Consider the following 18,877-nt stretch of genomic DNA (forward strand, 5'->3'; position numbering starts at 1 on the left):
AAGAAACGACCGGGCTGTCCCGAACTTCAAACGCGCCTTCATTTATTCTCGCGCCAGATTCGTTGCAACCTCACCCTTGCGACGGCGTCCCTGTCGTCCGCCGCGCTGCTTGTCACACAGGACGAAACCCGATCGGGCCGGGACGAAACGGGGCTGTAACGGAGCCGTCCTACTTGCCTGCCACCCTAGTTTTGGAGTAGGCACGTGAACGCACCCGTATCCGTCTGGCCGAAGAAGCAACGCGAGTTCCACAACCACCATTTCGACTCCACGATTTGGAACGACTTCCAGTTCCGTGATGACGACATCGTCATCGGGACGTACGGGAAGTCTGGAACAACCTGGACTCAGCAGATTGTTGGCCAGCTCATCTTCAACGGCGTTGCCGACATCAACGTGGCGGAAATCTCTCCCTGGCTGGACCTGCGCCTGCCGTCGAAGGACATCAAGCTCGCGGCAATGGAAGCGCAGACGCACCGCCGCTTCATGAAGACCCATTTGCCGGTCGACGCGCTCGTCTTCTCCCCGCGCGCCAAGTACATCTATATCGGCCGCGACGGGCGCGACGTGGTGTGGAGCATGTACAACCACCACGCCAACGCCAACCGCGCCTTCTATGACGCGCTGAACGAGACGCCGGGCCGCGTCGGCCCACCGATCCAGCGCCCGCCGGAAGACATCCGCGAATATTATCACGACTGGCTCGACCGCGACGGCCATCCGTTCTGGCCCTTCTGGGAGAATGTGCAGTCGTGGTGGGACGTGCGCGGGCTCCCGAACGTCCTCCTCCTCCACTTCAGCGACCTCAAGGCGGACATGCCCGGCCAGATCCGCCGGATCGCCGAGTTCCTGGAGATCGAGATCGCCCCCGCGCGCTGGCCGCTGATCCTGGAACATTGCACGTTCGAGTACATGAAGCGCCACGCCGCGCTCACCGCGCCGCTCGGCGGGGCGCTCTGGTATGGCGGCGGCGAGACCTTCATCAACAAGGGCACGAATGGCCGCTGGCGCGATGTCCTCAGCGCCGAAGACATCTGCAAATATGAGGCGGCCGCCGGCTGGTATCTCGGCGAGGATTGCGCCCGCTGGCTGGAGACCGGCGCGGTCGATTGAGGGCACGCGGCCGGGCGATGCGTCCGGCCGCACGCGATCCCTTCAGCGGATGTGGTCGCCGAGAAGGGCCCAGATCCAGCCGAACATCGTTGCGACCAGGAACGGGTAGGCGAAGAAGGGAAGCGGCTCGGTGAGCGGGTCGACCGCCTGCCCGCCGAAGATGAGAAGCGCCGTCACCCCGAGGAGCAAGGCGGCGATGATGCCGAGGACGCGCACGACCGCCGGCAGCACGGGCGGCCCGCTGATGAGGGCGAGCCCCGCGGCCCAGAGCCCGCATCCCGCGCCGAACGCCGCGCGTCCCAGCGCGAAGTCCGCCGACGCGGTCGACACCACGAGCCCCTGCCCGAGCGCGAAGACGAGGAAGCCGGAGGCGACGAGATCCCGCCCGCGCCGCGCGAACTGGATGGTGAGGAGCGCGCTCGCCATGACGAGGGCGACCCCGTCGATCCCCCAGGCGAGGCCGCGCAGATCGGGCGATGGCAGGAAGGAGCCCGCGAGGCCGAGCAGTCCGCCGACCGCCAATCCGATCGAGGCGAGGAGGCTCGAATGCCTGCAGGTCACGATATGCGCTTTCTGGAAACCGGCTCTTGTTGCATTGATCATAGCTTACGTTGCCGCGAAATCATAGCGACGCAACTGGGCATCGATTGAAATTATCACGAATGCGCCGAGGTTCGGCTGGCGAGGCGCGCACGGGCCGGCGCGAGCGTCTATCATCGCGGCAGTCCGAATCCCCCGAAGGGTCCCGATGAGCCAGCCGACTTATTTCGCGCCGAGCGGCACGCTGCCGCCCCAGAGCGCGACGATCACGAGCCGCGCGATCCTCACCGACACCTACGCGATCATCCCCGCCTCCTCGCTGACGGACAATGTCGCCGCGCCGCTGCCCGGTTGGGACGGGATGCGCTGCTGGGTCCTCGCCGCGCCCGCGATCGCACCCGGCACCGCCTTCGCGCAATATCTTGTCCATCTCGACCCGGACGGCGGTTCGGACCGGCCGGAGGCGGATATCAGTGTGGAGAGCTTCCTCTTCCTCCTCGACGGCGCGCTGACCCTGACGCTGGATGGTGCGGACCACCGCCTCGCGCCGGGCGGCTACGCCTTTGCCCCGGCTGGCGCGTCCTGGAGCGTGCGCGCCGGGGATGGCGCGGCCGCGAAATTCATCTGGGTGCGAAAGGCGTTCGAGCCGCTCGGGCCGCTCCGCCCCTCACCGATCGTCGCCAACGAGCAGGCGCTCGCGCGCTCCAACAACCCGATGACCGACCGGCAGGGCGCCAAGCACCTCATCCCGACGACGGACCCGGCCTACGACATGCACATGAACATCGTGTGCTTCGACCCTGGCGCGACGATCCCGGCGATCGAGATGCACATCATGGAGCACGGCCTCTACATGCTGGAGGGACAGGGCATGTACCTCCTCAACGAGCGCTGGCACGAGGTGCGGGCGGGCGACTTCATCTGGATGCGCGCCTTCTGCCCGCAAGCCTACTATGCCGGCGGCCCCGGCCCGACGCGCTACCTGCTCTACAAGAACATGAACCGGCAGGTGAGCTTGCCGCGCGCGCCGGGCGGCGTCGCGACCTGATCAGCGCGGGTTGACCATCACCGCGATGTTCCCCCAGCCCCGGCCGAACTTGTTGTCGACCTCGATCGCGAAGACGAACACGTCCGGCGTCTTGGACTTGCCCGCCTGAAAGACGATCCGGTTGCGCTTGACCGTCACGAGACGGCCCTCCTTCGGCTTCTGGACGACGCGGATGTCGCGCATCATCACGCGGTCGAAGGTGCTCATGTTCATCTCGCAGCGCGTGCCCGCCTCCGGGCGGATCTTGGCGATGTAGACCGTCTGGCCGTTGATCTTGCGCGTGCCGCTGAGGCGTTCATTGCAGGGCCGGATCGCCTCCTGGGCGGAGGCAGGGGCCGGCGCGAGGGCGGCGGCCGAACCGAGCAGCATCGCCGCCAGCAAAAGGGCGTTGGTGAAAATTCGCATCGTTTGAAATCCGAGACACAACCAAAAGGGAGGGTCTCGTTAGACGATGCCTGCCCGAAGGCAAAGTGAAATGTCGTCCAGATTCGCGACGCGGCCGGTGACGGCGCGCCGAGCGCCTAGAACTCCACCTCCAGCTCGATCACCTCGTCCGGCTCCTCGCGGGCGTCGGTGATCCATTCGACCATCGGCTCCCAGGCGAAGATCGTCTCGCAATAGGCCTGGAGAGGCTCCTCGAGCTCCACCGCGTAGGTGCGGAAGCGCGTGCAGACCGGCGCGTACATCGCGTCGGCGATCGTCGGCTCGCCGAACAGGAACGGCCCGCCATAGGTGCCGAGACAGTCGGTCCAGATCTCCTTGATGCGCTGCACGTCGGGCCGCGCGCCGGAGAAGATCTTGAAGCGCTTGTGCTCGGCCTTGATGTTCATCGGCAGCGCGGAGCGCAGGTTGTAGAAGCCGGAATGGATCTCCCCCGAGACGGCGCGGCAATGGGCGCGCGCGGCACGGTCGATCGGCAAGAGGCCAGCGTCGGGGAACGTCTCGTTGAGATACTCGGCGATCGCGAGCGTGTCCCACACCTCCACGCCCTCATGGCTGAGGCGCGGCACGCGCACCGACGGGGACAGGAGGAGAAGCTCCTGCCGCGTCTCCGGATCGTCGACATCGACGCGCTGTTCCTCGAAATCGAGGCCGGCCATTTTGCAGAGCAGCCAGCCGCGCAGCGACCAAGACGAATAATTCTTGGAGGATATCGTGAGTGCCGCCCGTGCCATGATGACCCCGTTGATCGCCGTCTGCCGCGTTGCGGAGAATTGTGTCGCACTGCAGCATGGGATGCACTAGCTTTTTTCGCCGAGGCGAAGCGCGAAGGACGCCAGAATGCTCTACCAGATGTACCAGTGGCAGGACGACCTGATCGCTCCGCTGCGTGCCGTCGCGAGAAACACGCGCTTCAACGGCTGGCCGATGGTCCCCTTCGGGGCCCCCAAGATGCCGCAGCTCGACGCCATGATGGAGATGATCTCTCGCTTCCAGCTCACCCACGCGCGCCCCGCCTTCGGGATCCACAGCGCGAAGGTGGGCGGGGTGAAGGTGCCGGTGGTGGAGGAGATCGCGCTCGACCTGCCGTTCGGCAAACTCCTCCATTTCTCCAAGCCCACGGTCGAAACGCCGCAGCCGCCGATCCTGGTGGTCGCCCCCCTCTCCGGCCATTTCGCGACGCTCCTGCGTGGCACGGTGGAGACGCTCCTGCGCGACCACGACGTCTACATCACCGACTGGGCGAACGCGCGCGACGTGCCGCTCTCGGCCGGTGTCTTCGGAGTCGAGGATTATGTCGCCTACACGATCCGCTTCCTGGAAGAGATCGGGCCGGGCAGCAACATCCTCGCCGTCTGCCAGCCGTGCGTGCAGACCCTCATCGCCGTCGCGGTGATGTCGCAGCAGAAGAACCCAGCGACGCCGCGCACCATGACGCTGATGGCCGGCCCGATCGACACGCGCGAAAGCCCGACCGAGGTAAACGAGCTCGCGACCGGCCACCCCCTCGCCTGGTTCGAGGACAATCTCATCACGACCGTCCCCGGCCGGTATGCGGGCGCGGGCCGCAAGGTCTATCCGGGCTTCTTGCAGCTCTACGCCTTCCTGGCCATGAACATGGACCGCCACCGCACCCAGCACCGCCGCCTTTATGAGCATCTCGTAAAAGGCGAATGGGACAAGGCGCAGAAGATCAAGGAATTCTACGACGAGTATTTCGCCGTCCTCGACCTCACGGCGGAGTTTTATCTCGAGACGATCGACCGGATCTTCCAGAACGCCGAACTTGCCCAGGGCACCTTCACCTATCGCGGCATGGTGGTGGACCCCGGCGAGATCCGCCACACGGCCCTCCTCACCGTGGAGGGCGGGCGCGACGATATCTGCGCCCTCGGACAGACGTCCGCCGCGCACGATCTCTGCCGCTCCCTTCGCCCGCATCTGAAGCGCCACCACCTCCAGGCCAATGTCGGCCATTATGGCGTCTTCAACGGCAAGCGCTGGGAGCAGGAGATCTACCCCGTCGTGCGCAACATGATCCTGGCGATGGAGTAGGTCAGATCATCTCCGCGCCGAGCCGCTCGGCCCAGTAGGCGCGCCGCTTCTTCAGCGCCCTGTCGCGCTCGCCTCCCGTCATATCCTCGTCGAGCTTTTCCAGCCGTTCCATCGCGAAGGCGCTCACCGGGTGCGCGTCCCACGCGGCCTGGAGGCTCACGTGCGTGCTGACCGACTGGCCGAGCGAGAAGGTCAGGCGGTTCCAGATCTTGTCGAGATCGTGCGTCTTGCCGACCCAGCAGGCGCCCGTCGGCGCGCAGCGGATCGCGTAGACCCCCGCCGGGTCCTTGCGCTGCTTGTAGGCCTCGATCGCAGCCTTGCGTTCCGACCGGTCCATGGTCCCCACTCTATTTTTACCCGGATGTATTGCGGCGTTCATTACACCCGGATAAAACCCCGTGCAACAGGGGACGACCAATGCACGACGACACACGCCGCCTGACCGCCTTCGCCGGGACACGGCGCATCGCGGCCGGCACGATGGACGACATTCTGGGACCGGTCCGCGCCGCCGCGCCCGAAGATCAGGTGCTCGTCTTCGACGACCGGACGGGGCGCGTCGTCGATCTCGACCTCCGCCCAGGCAGCGCCCCACCCACCTCAGGCGCGGCCCAGGACGGCCCGCGGCGGCGCGGGCGGCCGAAGCTCGGCGTCGTCGCACGCGAGGTGACGTTGCTGCCGCGTCACTGGGACTGGCTGTCCGCACAGCCGGGCGGCGCTTCGCAGGCGCTGCGCCGTCTCGTCGACAAGGCGCGGCGCGAGGATGGCGGCGCGACCGACCGGCGGGCGGCGCAGGCGGCGGCCTTCGCCTTCATGAACGCGCTCGCGGGCGACCTCCCCCGCTTCGAGGCGGCGACGCGCGCCCTCTTCGCGAGCGACGCCGACGCGTTCGGCCAGGAGATGCGCGACTGGCCCGCCGATCTCGCCGCCTACGCGTGGGCGCTCGCGCACCCCGACCCGGCGGACATCGACCCGGACTAGACGCCCGCCTCGTCGCGGAAAATCACGAAGTCGGGGCCGGACCGCGTCTCCTCGCCGGCCGACAGGTCCGTCACGACGAGGGTGGAGCCGGGCCGGAGGTCGGCGAGCGCCTGCACCGCCGGGATCCAGTCGACGATCACGATGCGCGACAGCACGTCGTGCGGCGAGGCCCCGCCCGCGTCCGCCACCTGGATGCGGTGGGCGAGCCAGGTCACCTCGGTGCTGTCCGGGTCGGTCGCGAGCAGCTTGTAGACGTGGTTGCCGAGCGGACCGTCGCCGCGGATCTCCACCGCCGAGCGCCAGAACTCGGCCCCGTCGCGGAACATGATGATGTTGCGGTCCGCGCCGGAGATCACGATCGAGATGACGTCGTCCGTCTCGGTCGTGGCGTCGGGCTTGTGGTGCGCGCTCTTGGCGGCATTCAGCACCGCCTCGTTCGCCTCCTTCTCCGCCTCGGCGGGGAGGATGAAGCCCGGATGGACCACCGTCTCCGGCGCGCTCTTCTCGTCGGCGATGATCACTGGGATGCCGAGATGGGTGATCTCGAAGATGAGGCGCGAGAATTCCAGCGGCAGCCGCACGCACCCGTGCGAGGCCGGGAAGCCGGGGAGCTTGCCCGCGTGGAGGGCGATGCCGCTCCAGGTGAGGCGCTCCATGTTCGGCATCGGCGCATTGTTGTAGGTCGAGGAATGGTGGTCGCGATCCTTCTGCAGGATCACGAACACCCCCGTCGGCGTCTCATGGCCGGGCTTGCCGGTGGAACAGGTCGAGACGCCGATCTCGACGCCATTGCGGTAGACGTGGACGAGCTGGTCGGGGATCGACACGATCATCGCGACCGGCCCCTCGGGCGACAGCTCCGGGTGCCAGAGGTAGCTGCCGGGGGCGAGGTTCGCCGTGTTGAGGAGCGCCGATTTCGGCGGGGCCTGCGGGATCTGCGTCCACGCGCGGTCGGCGACCGTCAGCGAGAGGCCACCCAGTCCGGCGACGAGAAGTGTGCGCCGCGTCGTCCAACCCGTCTGCCCCATTCCGATTCTCCCCGAGCATCCCGCCGCCACGACCTTGGCGGGCAGGCCCCGCCCCGGCAAGCGTGGCGGGTGGCGCGCCCGCCTTTGCACACGACTTGCGGCCGGGCGGACACAGCGGGGTGGCGGGTCAGCTCAGGTGCCGGTCCAGTTCGGCTTTTCCTTGGCGAGAAACGAACGCACCCCCTCGCGGAAATCGTTGCTGCCATAGATGCGCTCCACGATGTCCTCGATATCGGGAAGGTTCGCGTCGCGCAGGCGCAGGAGCGCTTCCTTGCTGCCCCCGATCGTGAGCGGGGCATGACGCAGAAGCCGCTGCGCCATCTCGTCCGCCTTCGCCGCGATGGAATCGGCCGGAACGAGATCGGTGAGGAAGCCGGCCGCATGCGCATCGGCCGCCGACATCATCTCGCCCAGAATCAGCATCCGCTTCGCCCAGGAGGTGCCGACCGCGTCCTGCAGCCGCGCATAGCTCTTGGCGGACAGGCAATTGCCGACCGTGCGGGCGAGCGGAGAGCCGAATTTCGATTCCGGCGTCGCGATCCTCAGATCGCACACCGCGGCGATGGCGAGGCCACCGCCGACCGCATACCCCTCGACCACCGCGATGGTCGCCTGCGGGAGCCGCTCCAGGCGCCCCACATAATCGTCCATCTTCGCCTCGTAGGCGAGGCCGTCGGCACCTTTGGTGAAGGCCGCGAAGCCGCGAATGTCGGTGCCCGCGATGAACGCCTTGCCGCCGGCGCCGCGAAAGATGACGACGCGCGTCTCGCGGTCCTCGGCAAGCTCGTCCGCGATCGCGGCGAGGCGGTCGTACATCGACCAGGTAAGCGCGTTCATCGCCTCGACGCGGTCGAACACGATTTCGGCGATGCCGTCCTTGCGGGTGAAGTGAACGCTGCCTTCGCTCATCGTCCGAATGCTCCGGCCTCTTTCAGGCTGTCATAGGATTGGGGAAGGTCGAGCGAATCGACGACCTCGCGCGTGTGCTCGCCGAGGAGCGGCGCGCCATAGCGCACCTGCTGCGGCGTCCCGCTGAGCTTCACCGCGAAGCCGAGCGACTTGTAGGTCCCCTCCACCTTGTGGGGCACGTCCATCACCATGTTGCGGGCGAGCGCGTGGTCGGACTGGGTCGCCGCGTCGAAGCCGTTGATGGGGCCGGCGGGAATGCCGGCGGCGAGCAGCGCCTCCACCCAGTGTGCGGTCGTGTTCGTCGCGAACACCGCCTCCAGCGCCTCGATCAGCGCCTCGCGGTTCTTCATGCGGCCGGTGTTGTCGGCAAAGCGCGGGTCGTTGCGCAGGTCGTCCCGGCCGAGCATGTCGCACAGGCGCGCCCACAGCCGCGCGTTCGCGGCACCGAAGACGAAGTGCCCGTCGCTGGAGCGGACCGCCTGATAGGGCGCGCTCATCCGGTTCGCGGTGCCAATCGGACGCGGCGCCTCCCCGCTCGCCCAAAGCTCCGTCGTCTCCCAGATCGAGAGGCCGAGCGCCGCCTCGAACAGCGAGGTGTCGACATATTGCCCCTTCCCGCTCCGCTCGCGGCCGTGGAGGGCGGACAGGATGCCGTAGACGACGAAGAGGCCGGAGCCGAGATCGGCGATCGGCGTCGTCGCCTTCACCGGCTCGCCGTCCTCGGTGCCGGTCGCGCTCATGATGCCGCTCATCGCCTGGGCGATGAGGTCGAAGCCCGGCCGCTGCGCCCACGGCCCGGTCTGGCCGAAGCCGGAGATGCTCGCATAGATGAGGCGCGGGTTGATCGCCGACAGCGTCTCGTAGTCGGCCTTCAGGCGCTTCATCACGCCCGGCCGGCTGTTCTCGATGATCACGTCGGCCGTCTTCACGAGGGCGTAAAAGGTCTCGAGCCCCGCCTCGTTCTTGAGGTCGATCTCGATGCTGCGCTTGTTGCGGTTGAGGGCGAGGAAGCCGGGGCTGTCGGTGCCCTTGTAGCGATACTCCATCGCGCTGCGCGTCTGGTCGCCGACGCCGGGCGGTTCGACCTTCACCACGTCCGCCCCCATGTCGCCGAGGAGCATGCATGCGAACGGGCCCGCCATGACCTGGCTGAGGTCGAGGACGCGCAGGTCCGAAAGCGGTTGGTTCATGGCCTGACCTTTCTTGGGATTCTTGTGGATGAGGCGCCGGCGGTTGCCGTCAGCGCATCATCTTGGGCAGCCAGAGCGAGATCTCCGGCACCAGGGTGAGCAACGCGAGCGTCGCGAAGAGCGGGATGTAGAACGGCAGGAGCTGTCGCAGGATCGCCTTCATCGGCACGTTCGCGATGTCCGATATCAGGAAGAGGGCGAGCCCCATCGGCGGCGTGAGGAGGCCGAGCATCAGGTTGAAGATCGCGACGATGCCGAGATGGACGGGGTCGACGCCCGCCATGTGGAGCGGCCCCGCGATGATCGGGATCACGAGGAGGGTCGCGGTCGTGGAATCGAGGAACATGCCGACGATCAGGAGAATGACGTTGGCGATGAGGAGGAGCATCAAGGGGTCGGTCGAGAGCGACAGGAGCTCGCGCGCCAGGAATTGCGGGATCTGCTCGACGGTGAGGATCCAGCCGAAGATCGCGGCGGCCGACACGATGATGAGGATCGCCGACGTGCTCTTCACCGTCTCGATCGCGGCGTGGACGAGGTGGGCGACGGTCAGCGTGCGATAGAAGACGGCGCTGATGAGGAGCACGTACACCACCGTCACCGAGGCGGCCTCGGTGGGCGTGAAGAAGCCCATCAGCATGCCAGAGACGAGGAGCACCGGCGTCAGCAGCGCCGGAAAGGCCGGCAGGAAGTCGCGCCAGATCTCCGACAGGCGCGGCCAGCGGTCCGAGCGCGGATAGTGGTTCCAGCGGCCGAGGACGGCGACCGTGATCATCAGGAAGGCGACGCAGATGAGCGCGGGGATGATGCCGGCGAGGAGGAGCTGGATGATCGAGACGCTCGTCACCGAGCCGTAGATGATGAGGGGGATCGAGGGCGGGAAGATCGGCCCGACGACCGCGGAGGAGACGGTGACGGCGCCGGCGAAATCGCGGCGGAAGCCGCGCGCGGCCATCGCCTTCACCTCGATCCGGCCGAGCCCGCCGACGTCGGCGAGGGCGGCCCCGCTCATGCCGGAGAAGATGAGGCTCGAGAAGATGTTCACCTGCGCGAGGCCCCCCGGCGCGCGGCCGACGAGGGTGTTCGCGAATGTGAAGATGCGCTCGGTGATGCCGGCATTGTTCATGAGGTTGCCGACGAAGATGAACACCGGCACTGCGACGAGCGGGAAGGAATCGAGCGCATAGGTCATGCGCTGGCCGATCAGCTCGATCGGGAACCCGCTCCACAGGATGTAGATGATGGCCGGGACCATGATCGACAGGACCACCGGCCAGCCGAACAGGAAGGTGAGCCCGAAGGCGCCGAGGATCGCGCCGCTCATGCGCGGGGCTCCGCCTCAGGATGGCGCGGCGGGGTGAGGATCGCGGGCACGGATCAGAGCTCCTCGAGCGGGTCGGGCTCCCGCTCCTCGGCGGTCAGCACGTAGATGGGCCGCCCCATCAGCCCCTTGGCGAGCTGGATCGCGCACTCGAGCGCGGAGAGCGCCAGTCCGAGGAAGGCGGCCGAGAAGAACACCCAGTAGGGAATCTGAAGTGTCGGGGTGGCGTTGTTGAGATTGCGCAGCGTCGCGACGGCGACCGAGATCGCGGCGACCCCGAACGCGAGCGTCCCGGTGAGCGCGATGATCGTGCGCAGGCTCGACTTCAGCATGCGCGGCATCGCGTTCAGCACCTCCTCCATCCGCACATTCGCACCGGATGCCACGACCGTCGGCAACGTCACGAAGACGACGCAGATCAGCATGAAGCGGGCGAGCTCCTCGGCCCCGACGAAGGGCTGGCGCAGGATCTCGCGCAGCACGACCTGGATCGCGGGCATCGCGACGAGGACAGCGAGGAGCACGAGGGCGAGGCGGCGGAAGACCCAGCGCACCGGCGCGAGGATGCGGTCGGCGAGGGTCGTCTCGGCCTCGTCGTCGGCGACGAGCGCGGAAGGGGGATGGGTATCGGTCACGGATGAACGCCAGGCATTGTGGATGCGGGCCCGGCACCGTCAGCCGGGCGGGCCCGCATCACGCGATCACTGAATTTCGGCGATCTTGTCGATGTAGGGCTTCCAGTCGGGGAAGTCCTTGGCGACCTCGGCCGACACGCTCTCGCGGAAGGCGTCGAGCTTCAGGCCGTCATCGGGGGTGATGAAGGTCATGCCCTTGCCTTCGAGCTCGCCGATCAGGTCCTTCTCGGCCTGCGAGGCCTTGGCGTAGGTCTCCTGGGCAAGCTCGTCCAGCACGTCCAGGATGGCCTGCTGGTCTTCCGGCGTGATCTCTTCCCAGGTGCTCTCGTTGATGAAGACGGGCAGCACGTTCTGCATGTGCCCAGTCAGCATCACGTGGCTCTGCACCTCGTAGAGCTTGTTGGCGTTGATCATGGTCAGCGGGTTTTCCTGGCCGATCACCATACCGGTCATCAGCGCGGTCGGCAGTTCGCTCACCTCGACCGGGGTCGGGATCGCGCCGAAGCCGCGGATCATCGTCGTCCAGAGCTGGAGGGGGACGCCGCGGAAGGGCTTGCCCGCCAGATCATCGGGCGAATAGACAGCCTGCTTCGCCGTCATCTGACGCGCGCCGCGGAAGAGGCGGCCGATGATGCGCATCCCGCCTTCGTCGGTCAGCGTCTCATTGAACTCCTGCAGGACCGCCGAATTCTGCGGATCGGTCGCGGCGAGAGCGTGCGCGCCATCGCGATAGATGAACGGCGCGTTGAAGACGGCGATGTTGTCAGCGAGCTGCGCGAGCGAGGCGAACTCGTGGTGGCCCATCGAGATGGAGCCGGAGCGCACGCCGTCGATCAGCTCCTGAACGCCGCCGAGCTGCGAGTTCGGGAACACGTTGACGGCGACGCGGCCGCCGGTCGCTTCCGGAATGCGCTCGGCCGCCTGTTCGGCATACCAATATTGAATGTCGCCTTCCGAGCCGACGTGCGCATATCGCAAAGTGACGTCCTGCGCGGCCGCGGCGCCGGCGCCGAGCGCGATCGCCGAAGCGGCAACAACGCCGAGAATCCTATCGATTGATGATTTCATTGTCTGTCCTTCCCCAGTCTCTCGTTCCGCCTCTTGTCGACAAATGGGCGGTTGAGTGCTCAAATACGGTGGCATACCAAAGGGCCGTTGAAAAGTGCCCGATTGGGGAAAGGATCGAAGTGACCTCTCTGAGCGACCGCGACGGCGACGCCGTCCTCCACATCGTGGACCCCCACCAGCACTTCTGGAATCTGGCGGAAAACCCCTATCCCTGGCTTCAGGGGCCCGAGCGCATCCCCTTCCGCTACGGCGACTATTCGCCGATCTGCAAAAACTATCTGCCGCCCGATTTCCGGCGCGATTGGGGCGACGGGATCGTCGTCGACAAGACGGTCCACATCGAGGCCGAGTGGGATCGGGCCTCCCCCGTCGCCGAGACGAAATGGCTGGAGGCGCTCAGCGCCCGCGAAGGCCTGCCGACGGCCTGCGTCGCTTTCGCCCAGCTCGACGCGCCGGATGCGGCCGACATCATCGCAGAGCAGGCGGCGAGCCCGCTCGTGCGCGGCATCCGCTGCAAGCCGGCCTCGACGACCGACCCCCGCTCCGCGCGGCGTGGCGAGCCCGGCTCCATGGACGATTCGGCCTGGCGCGAAGGCTATGCCGCGCTGAAGCCGAACGGCCTCTCCTTCGACCTCCAGACCCCCTGGTGGCACCTCGACGCGGCCGCCGAGCTCGCGCGGGACTTCCCGACGACGCAGATCATCATCAACCACACCGCCCTCCCCTCCGACCGCAGCGCCGAGGGCCTCGCGGGCTGGCGTGCCGGGCTGGAGCGGGTGGCGCGGGAGCCGAACGTCGCGATCAAGATCTCCGGCATCGGCCTCGCCAACCAGGCGTGGACTGTGGAAAACAACGGGCCGATCATCCGCGACACGATCTCGATCTTCGGCACGGACCGCACGATGTTCGCGAGCAACTTCCCGGTGGACAGCCTGATCGGCGACTACGCGACCATCTTCAAAGGCTTCGCAAAATCCGTGGAAGACCTTCCCGACGCCGACCGGGCGAAACTGTTGCGTGAAAACGCGATCGCCATCTACCGGCTTTAAGACAAGAACGAACGAGGAAACGACCATGACGGCCAAGATCGCCTTCATCGGGCTCGGGCTGATGGGGACGGGCTTCACCCGCCGCCTCAGCGCCACCGGCCACACGATCACCGGCTACGACATCGCGCCCGACACGCTGGCGGCCGCCGGCGCGTGGGGCGTCACCCCCGCCGCCTCCGTCGCGGCGGCCGCGGCGGACGCCGACATCGTGATGATCTGCGTCACCACGACCAAGGCCATGAAGGCGGTGGTCGGCGAACTCGCGGCAGGCTCGCTCGCCGGCAAGATCGTCGTCGACTTCTCCACCTGCGAGATCCCGGCGACCGAGGCCGCGGCCAAGATGGTCGCGGACAAGGGCGGCGCGTTCATCGACGCGCCCGTCTCCGGCGGCCCCGGCCAGGCCGAGGCCGGCACGCTCGCCATCATGGCGGGCGGCGACGAGGCGGCGATCGCGACCGCGCGGCCGACACTCGAACATCTCGGCAAGGTGACGCACATGGGGCCGGTGACGGCCGGCCAGGCGACGAAGCTCGTCAACCAGGCCCTCTGCCTCACCAACTATGCGATCGTCGCGGAGGGGCTGCGCATCGCCCAGGCCTTCGGCGTCGACGCGGCGAAGATCCCGGACGCGCTCGCCCCCGGCCTCGGCAACTCGGCCGTGCTCCAGGCGATCTATCCGCGCATGGTCGAGGGCGACTTCGCCCCGCGCGGCTATGCGCGCCAGGTGCTGAAGGATTTCGAGATGCTGATGGAGGCGACGCGCGAGAAACACATCTCGCTGCCGATGTGCTTCCAGGCGACGTCGCTCTTCCGGATGCTCGTCGCTGACGGCAAGGGTGAACTCGACGGCGCGGCCGTCGTCACGCTCCTGCCCGAGCCGCACTGATCAGGCCTCGGCGGTCTCCCTCTCCGCGGCGAGGGCGGCCGCCAGGCGCATCATCTGGTCGAAGGCCTTGAGCACATGGCCTTCGAGGACGGGACGGATCGCCTCCGCGTCCCGCTTTTCGAGGAGATCGAGGATCAGCTCGTGCTCCTTGATCGCGCTCTCCCACCGCTCGGTCTTGAGGTTGCACAGGTACCGCATCCGGTAGACCTGCGCATTCAGCCGCCGGTGATATTCGATGAGCACGCGGTTCTTCGTGATCGCGACGAGGCTCGCGTGGATTTCCTGGTTCCGGTGGAAGTAGGCGAGCCGGTCGCCGCGCATGTAGGCGGCGAGCATTTCGTAGTGGATCGCGCGAAGCTGGCGCACGTCCTCCGGCGTCGACATCGCGCAGGCGAGCGCGCCGGCGAACCCTTCGAGCGCGCCGAGCACCTGGAGCATCTCGCGGATCTCGCTGTCGGAGGGCGAGGCGACCGTCGCCGCGCGCCGCGGCGCGAGCTCCACGAGCCCCTCCGCCGACAGGATCTTCAGCGCCTCGCGCAGCGGCGTGCGTGAGACGCCGAGCTCGGCCGCAAGGGCGCGCTCGCGAATCGGCATCCCCGGCTGGAGCTTGTCCTCCAGGATCCGCTCGCGGATCAGCTGCGCGACGCGCTCGGGCTTGAGCCCGCTATCGGGCTGCCCCTCGTAGGTGCTGGTGGGAAGGTCCACGGCTGGCCGGCTCTTCGTCTGGTGTCACGCTCCGCTCGCGGCCACCCGGCCCTCTGCGCCGCGCCGCGAAGGGCGGGAGCGGCGCGTGGGTCATGCCGTTGCGGCCGGCGGGGCCTCGCGCGGCGGGTCAGAATCCCCACCGCGCGAAACGGCCCGCGCAAGATCTGGTATACCACATTCGCGCGCCGCTGCACCTGCAAAGATCGCCGCGCGGCGGCGGACGGGGCTCGGGACGCCTCTGCGCCCCGAGCCAGGCGCGTCAGTCGGCGGTGCCGTAGGCCTTCACAGCCTCGTCGAGCCGGTCGGGCCATTCCGCACCGATCTCGCCGACGATCCACTCGCGCACCGGGCCCTGCGCGGCGTCGCGGAAGGCGGCCTGCTGGTCGGGCGTCAACGGCGTCACGGTCATGCCGAGATCGGAGAGGATCGTGGAGGCGTTGGCGTCCTGCGCGGCGGTCATCCCGCGATGGATGGTCTTCGCGATCATGGCGCACTCGTCGACCGCTGCCTGCTCGTCCGCCGAGAGTGAGCCGTAGAACTGGTCGCTGATCAGGTAGACGTGCCAGGAGAAGACGTGACCGTCGAGCGTCACATATTTCTGGTGCTGGTAGAGCGAGGCGTCGACGATGTTGGTGACGCCGTTCTCCTGCCCGTCGACGACACCCTGCTGGAGCGCGGTCGGGAGCTCAGGCCACGGCACCGGCGTCGCGGACGCGCCGAGCGATTCCACGAGCTTTACATAGACCGGGCTCGGCTGGACGCGGATCTTCATCCCCGCCATGTCGGCCGGGCTCGACACCTCGCGCTTGGAGTTCGTGAAGTTGCGCACGCCGTTGTCGGCGTAGCCGAGCACGCGGATGCCGGTCTCGTTCAGCATGTCCTCGGCCATCGCGTCGCCGAACGGACCGTCCATGATGTCCCAGGCCATCGCCTGGTCGGTGAAGACATATGGGAGGGCCAGCACCGAGAAGGGCTTGTACATCGCCGAGACGGGGCCGTCGTGGACGACGCCCATCTGGATCGAGCCGAGCTCCAGCCCTTCCAGCACCTGGTTGCCGTCGCCGAGCTGGCTCGCCGGGAAGATCTGCACGTCGATCGAGCCGGCGGTCTTCGCCTCCACGCAGCCCTCGAAGGCGAGCGCGGCGGCGTGCTTGGGCGCGGCCAGATTCGCGGCCTGGAAGTGGGCGTAGCGCAGCACCTTGGGGCTCTGCGCGAGGGCCGGCGCCGCGACCGCCATCGCGAGCGCGGAAACGGCGAGTGTCTTGAAGGTCGTCCGCATCGTGTTTCCTCCGTTTGTTGTTCTTAGTGTGTGTAGCCGAAGAGGCTCGGCACGGTGGTGCTCAGCGCGGGAATGAGGATCACGAGCAGGAGCACCAGAAGCTCGGCCGCCAGAAGCGGCAGAACGGCCTTGGAGAGCGCCTCGAGGCGGAGGCGCCCGACGGTCGAGACCACGAAGAGGACCGGCCCGACCGGCGGCGTCACCATCCCGATCGCCAGATTGAGCACGAGCATCATCGCGAATTGAAGCGGGTCGATGCCGAACGAGGCGGCGATCGGGGCGAGCACCGGCGTCAGGATGATGAGGGCGGGCAGCGTGTCGATGAAGAGCCCGCACACGAGGGCAAAGCCGCTGAGCAGGAAGAGGACGAGGAGCGGATCGTCGGTGAGGGAGGCGATCATCCCGGCGAGCGTCTGCGGGATCTGCAGATAGGTCAGCAGCCAGGAGAAGATCGAGGCCATCGCGACGATGAGGAGGACCGAGGACGTCGTGAGCGCGGCGCGGGAAAAGACGCCGACGAGGATCCCCCAGGAGAGCGTGCGCATCACGAAGCCGAGGAGGAGCGCGTAGGCGCACGCGACCGCCCCCGCCTCGGTGGGGGTGAAGACACCGCCGAGGATGCCGCCGAGGATGATGATCGGCATCACCATCGCGGGCACGGCGAGGAGGCCGCTGCGGCCGAGCTCGCGCGCGCTCGCCCGGTGCTCGCGCCCGCGATAGCCGCGCCGGACGGAGATGATGTGATTCGCCGCCGAAAGCGCGATGCCCAGCAGGATCCCCGGCACGATCCCCGCGAGGAAGAGGCCGGACACGGTGACGCTCGTCTCGGAGATCGCGTAGACGACCATCAGGATCGAGGGCGGGATGATCGGCCCGATCGTCGCCGTCGCGGCCGAGAGCGCGCCGGCATAGTTCGCGTCATAGCCCGCGCGCCGCATCATGCGCATGACGATCGCCGACGGCCCGGCCGCGTCCGCGAGGGCGGAGCCGGAGATGCCGGCGAAGAGCATCGAGACGACGACGTTCGCGTGGCCGAGCCCGCCGCGCACATGGCCGACGAGGTCGTTCGCGAGGCGCAGGAGCGCGCCCGTCAGCCCCGCCGCCGTCATGAGATCGGCCGCGAGGATGAAGAAGGGCACCGCCATCAGCGGGAACGAATCGATCCCGCCGAAGATGCGCTGCGCCACCATCAGCGGCGAGAGCGAGCCGTCCCACAGCACCGCCGCGAGCCCCGCCATCCCCATGGTGAAGGCGACCGGCACGCCGAGGATGAGCGTCGCGACGAAGACGGCGAGGAGAATCACGGCCATCGTCAGATCCCCTGCGCTTCGCCGGGCTCGTCGTCGTGGACGAACGCGCCGTCGACATAGCGGCGCAGGAAGAAGAGGAGGTGGATGACGAAGAGCCCCGCCCCCACCGGGATCGCAAGATAAGGGATGCCGCGCGGGATGTCGGTCGCGACGGTGCTGCGGCGCCAGCCGAAGATGACGAATTCGGTGCCGAACCAGACGAGCGCGGCCATGAAGAGGAGCGTCGCGATCGCGATGCAAAGGCGGATCGCCCGCCGGCCCTGGAGGGGCAGCATGTCCTGCAGGAACTCGATCGCGACGAGCCGGCCCTCGCGCAGCGCGAGCCCCGCCCCGAGGAAGGCGCCCGCCACCATCAGATAGCGCGCGACCTCCTCCCCCCACGTCAGCGACCAGCCGAAGATGTAGCGCAGCACCACGTTGGCCAAGACGATGATGAACGTCGCCGCGAGCATCGCGGCAACGAGCCAGCGGTTGAGGCGGCAGACCGCGTCGTCCATCCGGTCGAGGACGGAACGCCCGCGCACCGGCTCAGACAATGGCATAGCCGCCATCAACCGGCAGGATCGCGCCGGTGACGAACGCGGCGGCCGGCGAGCAGAGGAAGAGGACGGGCCCGGCAAGGTCGTCCGGCTGCCCCCACCGCCCGAGCGCCGTGCGCGACAGGATCGCGGAGGCGCGCGTCTCGTCCTTCTGCAGCGCCTCGGTGAGCGCGGTCGCGATCCAGCCGGGGGCGATCGCGTTCACGCGGATGCCGTCGGCCGCGTACGCGATCGCGAGCGATTTCGTCATCTGCGAAATGCCGCCCTTGCTCGCCGAGTAGGCCGGCACGAGGCCGCCGCCGAAGAAGGAGAGCATCGAGGCGGTGTTGACGATCGCGCGGATCGGCGACTTCGCGAGAAGCGGACGCGCCGCCGCGCACACGCGCATGCTGCCGGTGAGGTTGATGTCGATCACGGAGGCGAACACCTCCGGATCGTGCTCCTCCTGGCGGCGGATGACGCCGGCGCAGTTCACCACCACGTCGAGCCGGTCGTGGCTCTCGACGAGGCCGCGCACGGCCTCCCCGTCGCGCACGTCGAGCATCGCGATGTCGGCCTTGCCGAGCACGGGGTCGGCCTTCGCCGCCTCCACCTCGCGCGCCGTCGCACCCGTCGCGGTGACGGCGGCGCCGGCGGCGAGGAAGCCGCGCGCGATGGCGGCGCCGATCCCCGAGGTGGAGCCCGTCACGAGCACGCGGCATCCGGTATACCAGGGAGCGGCCCAGTGAGCGCCCTCCCCCGCCGCGGCCGTCGCTTCGGCCGCGGGTGTCATGGCTTCGC

The 18,877-nt window shown here is 67.9% G+C and carries 21 protein-coding genes; 6 read left to right on the plus strand and 15 right to left on the minus strand.

Annotation, left to right across the window (positions count from 1 at the left end; genetic code table 11):
* The first annotated feature begins 204 nt into the window (after positions 1-204).
* Positions 205-1,113, plus strand: coding sequence for a sulfotransferase domain-containing protein (locus DBV35_RS17390; protein ID WP_108661568.1), 909 nt, complete (start codon positions 205-207; stop codon positions 1,111-1,113).
* Positions 1,114-1,155: 42 nt separating this feature from the next.
* On the opposite strand, the gene DBV35_RS17395 is transcribed toward DBV35_RS17390, so the two are convergent.
* Positions 1,156-1,674 (minus strand): hypothetical protein, encoded by a 519-nt coding sequence (locus tag DBV35_RS17395; RefSeq protein WP_157961817.1) that lies wholly within the window; start codon positions 1,672-1,674, stop codon positions 1,156-1,158.
* Positions 1,675-1,861: 187 nt separating this feature from the next.
* On the opposite strand from DBV35_RS17395, the gene allE reads away from it, so the two are divergent.
* Positions 1,862-2,701 (plus strand): (S)-ureidoglycine aminohydrolase, encoded by an 840-nt coding sequence (gene allE / locus DBV35_RS17400; protein WP_108661570.1) that lies wholly within the window; start codon positions 1,862-1,864, stop codon positions 2,699-2,701.
* Here the strand turns inward: allE and DBV35_RS17405 are convergent, their stop codons facing one another.
* Together DBV35_RS17405 and DBV35_RS17410 are read right to left on the minus strand one after the other, a co-directional pair.
* Entirely contained in the window at positions 2,702-3,106 is a 405-nt protein-coding gene (locus tag DBV35_RS17405) for a hypothetical protein (protein WP_157961818.1), read from the minus strand. It lies immediately after the preceding gene.
* Between the two features lie 116 nt (positions 3,107-3,222).
* Positions 3,223-3,876 (minus strand): glutathione S-transferase family protein, encoded by a 654-nt coding sequence (locus tag DBV35_RS17410; protein WP_108661572.1) that lies wholly within the window; start codon positions 3,874-3,876, stop codon positions 3,223-3,225.
* A 106-nt stretch (positions 3,877-3,982) separates the two neighbouring features.
* Between DBV35_RS17410 and DBV35_RS17415 the strand changes: the two genes are divergently transcribed.
* Positions 3,983-5,197: a polyhydroxyalkanoate depolymerase gene (locus DBV35_RS17415; protein WP_108661573.1), complete on the plus strand. Its 1,215-nt coding sequence runs from the start codon at positions 3,983-3,985 to the stop codon at positions 5,195-5,197.
* A gap of 1 nt (position 5,198) precedes the next feature.
* Here DBV35_RS17415 and DBV35_RS17420 read toward each other — a convergent pair whose 3' ends face one another.
* Positions 5,199-5,534, minus strand: a complete 336-nt coding sequence (locus tag DBV35_RS17420; protein ID WP_108661574.1) for a GIY-YIG nuclease family protein — start codon at positions 5,532-5,534, stop codon at positions 5,199-5,201.
* Positions 5,535-5,614: 80 nt separating this feature from the next.
* Between DBV35_RS17420 and DBV35_RS17425 the strand changes: the two genes are divergently transcribed.
* Positions 5,615-6,178 carry a DUF2239 family protein gene (locus tag DBV35_RS17425; RefSeq protein ID WP_108661575.1) on the plus strand — a complete coding sequence of 188 codons (564 nt, stop codon included), beginning with the start codon at positions 5,615-5,617 and terminating at the stop codon, positions 6,176-6,178.
* On the opposite strand, the gene DBV35_RS17430 is transcribed toward DBV35_RS17425, so the two are convergent.
* From DBV35_RS17430 to DBV35_RS17455, 6 genes are all read right to left on the minus strand, one after another.
* Entirely contained in the window at positions 6,175-7,206 is a 1,032-nt protein-coding gene (locus tag DBV35_RS17430; RefSeq protein WP_108661576.1) for a L,D-transpeptidase, read from the minus strand. The genes DBV35_RS17425 and DBV35_RS17430 overlap by 4 nt on opposite strands.
* Positions 7,207-7,338: 132 nt before the next feature.
* Positions 7,339-8,115, minus strand: a complete 777-nt coding sequence (locus tag DBV35_RS17435) for an enoyl-CoA hydratase/isomerase family protein (RefSeq protein ID WP_108661577.1) — start codon at positions 8,113-8,115, stop codon at positions 7,339-7,341.
* Positions 8,112-9,305, minus strand: a complete 1,194-nt coding sequence (locus DBV35_RS17440; protein ID WP_108661578.1) for a CaiB/BaiF CoA transferase family protein — start codon at positions 9,303-9,305, stop codon at positions 8,112-8,114. The genes DBV35_RS17435 and DBV35_RS17440 overlap by 4 nt, the downstream gene beginning before the upstream one ends.
* 49 nt (positions 9,306-9,354) lie before the next feature.
* Positions 9,355-10,629 (minus strand): TRAP transporter large permease, encoded by a 1,275-nt coding sequence (locus tag DBV35_RS17445; RefSeq protein WP_108661579.1) that lies wholly within the window; start codon positions 10,627-10,629, stop codon positions 9,355-9,357.
* 53 nt (positions 10,630-10,682) lie between these two features.
* A complete protein-coding gene (locus DBV35_RS17450; RefSeq protein ID WP_108661580.1) occupies positions 10,683-11,261 on the minus strand; it encodes a TRAP transporter small permease in 579 nt (192 codons plus the stop codon).
* Between the two features lie 66 nt (positions 11,262-11,327).
* A complete protein-coding gene (locus DBV35_RS17455) occupies positions 11,328-12,329 on the minus strand; it encodes a TRAP transporter substrate-binding protein (protein WP_170134967.1) in 1,002 nt (333 codons plus the stop codon).
* 119 nt (positions 12,330-12,448) lie between these two features.
* On the opposite strand from DBV35_RS17455, the gene DBV35_RS17460 reads away from it, so the two are divergent.
* Together DBV35_RS17460 and DBV35_RS17465 are read left to right on the plus strand one after the other, a co-directional pair.
* Entirely contained in the window at positions 12,449-13,378 is a 930-nt protein-coding gene (locus tag DBV35_RS17460; RefSeq protein WP_245943971.1) for an amidohydrolase family protein, read from the plus strand.
* Positions 13,379-13,403: 25 nt separating this feature from the next.
* Positions 13,404-14,264 (plus strand): NAD(P)-dependent oxidoreductase, encoded by an 861-nt coding sequence (locus tag DBV35_RS17465; RefSeq protein ID WP_108661582.1) that lies wholly within the window; start codon positions 13,404-13,406, stop codon positions 14,262-14,264.
* On the opposite strand, the gene DBV35_RS17470 is transcribed toward DBV35_RS17465, so the two are convergent.
* The 5 genes from DBV35_RS17470 to DBV35_RS17490 form a co-directional block, all read right to left on the minus strand.
* The gene (locus DBV35_RS17470) at positions 14,265-14,969 is read right to left on the minus strand and encodes a GntR family transcriptional regulator (protein ID WP_108661583.1); all 705 of its coding nucleotides are present in this window, start codon (positions 14,967-14,969) and stop codon (positions 14,265-14,267) included.
* A gap of 259 nt (positions 14,970-15,228) precedes the next feature.
* Positions 15,229-16,248, minus strand: coding sequence for a DctP family TRAP transporter solute-binding subunit (locus DBV35_RS17475; protein ID WP_170134968.1), 1,020 nt, complete (start codon positions 16,246-16,248; stop codon positions 15,229-15,231).
* 23 nt (positions 16,249-16,271) lie between these two features.
* Positions 16,272-17,558 carry a TRAP transporter large permease gene (locus tag DBV35_RS17480; protein ID WP_108661584.1) on the minus strand — a complete coding sequence of 429 codons (1,287 nt, stop codon included), beginning with the start codon at positions 17,556-17,558 and terminating at the stop codon, positions 16,272-16,274.
* Between the two features lie 2 nt (positions 17,559-17,560).
* Complete coding sequence (locus tag DBV35_RS17485) at positions 17,561-18,100, minus strand: TRAP transporter small permease (protein WP_157961819.1); 540 nt, start codon at positions 18,098-18,100, stop codon at positions 17,561-17,563.
* On the minus strand, positions 18,087-18,869 hold the full coding sequence (locus tag DBV35_RS17490) for an SDR family NAD(P)-dependent oxidoreductase (RefSeq protein ID WP_108661586.1): 783 nt from the start codon (positions 18,867-18,869) through the stop codon (positions 18,087-18,089). Before DBV35_RS17490 ends, DBV35_RS17485 begins: the two co-directional genes overlap by 14 nt.
* Positions 18,870-18,877: the final 8 nt, after the last annotated feature.

This window comes from Acuticoccus kandeliae (assembly GCF_003073115.1).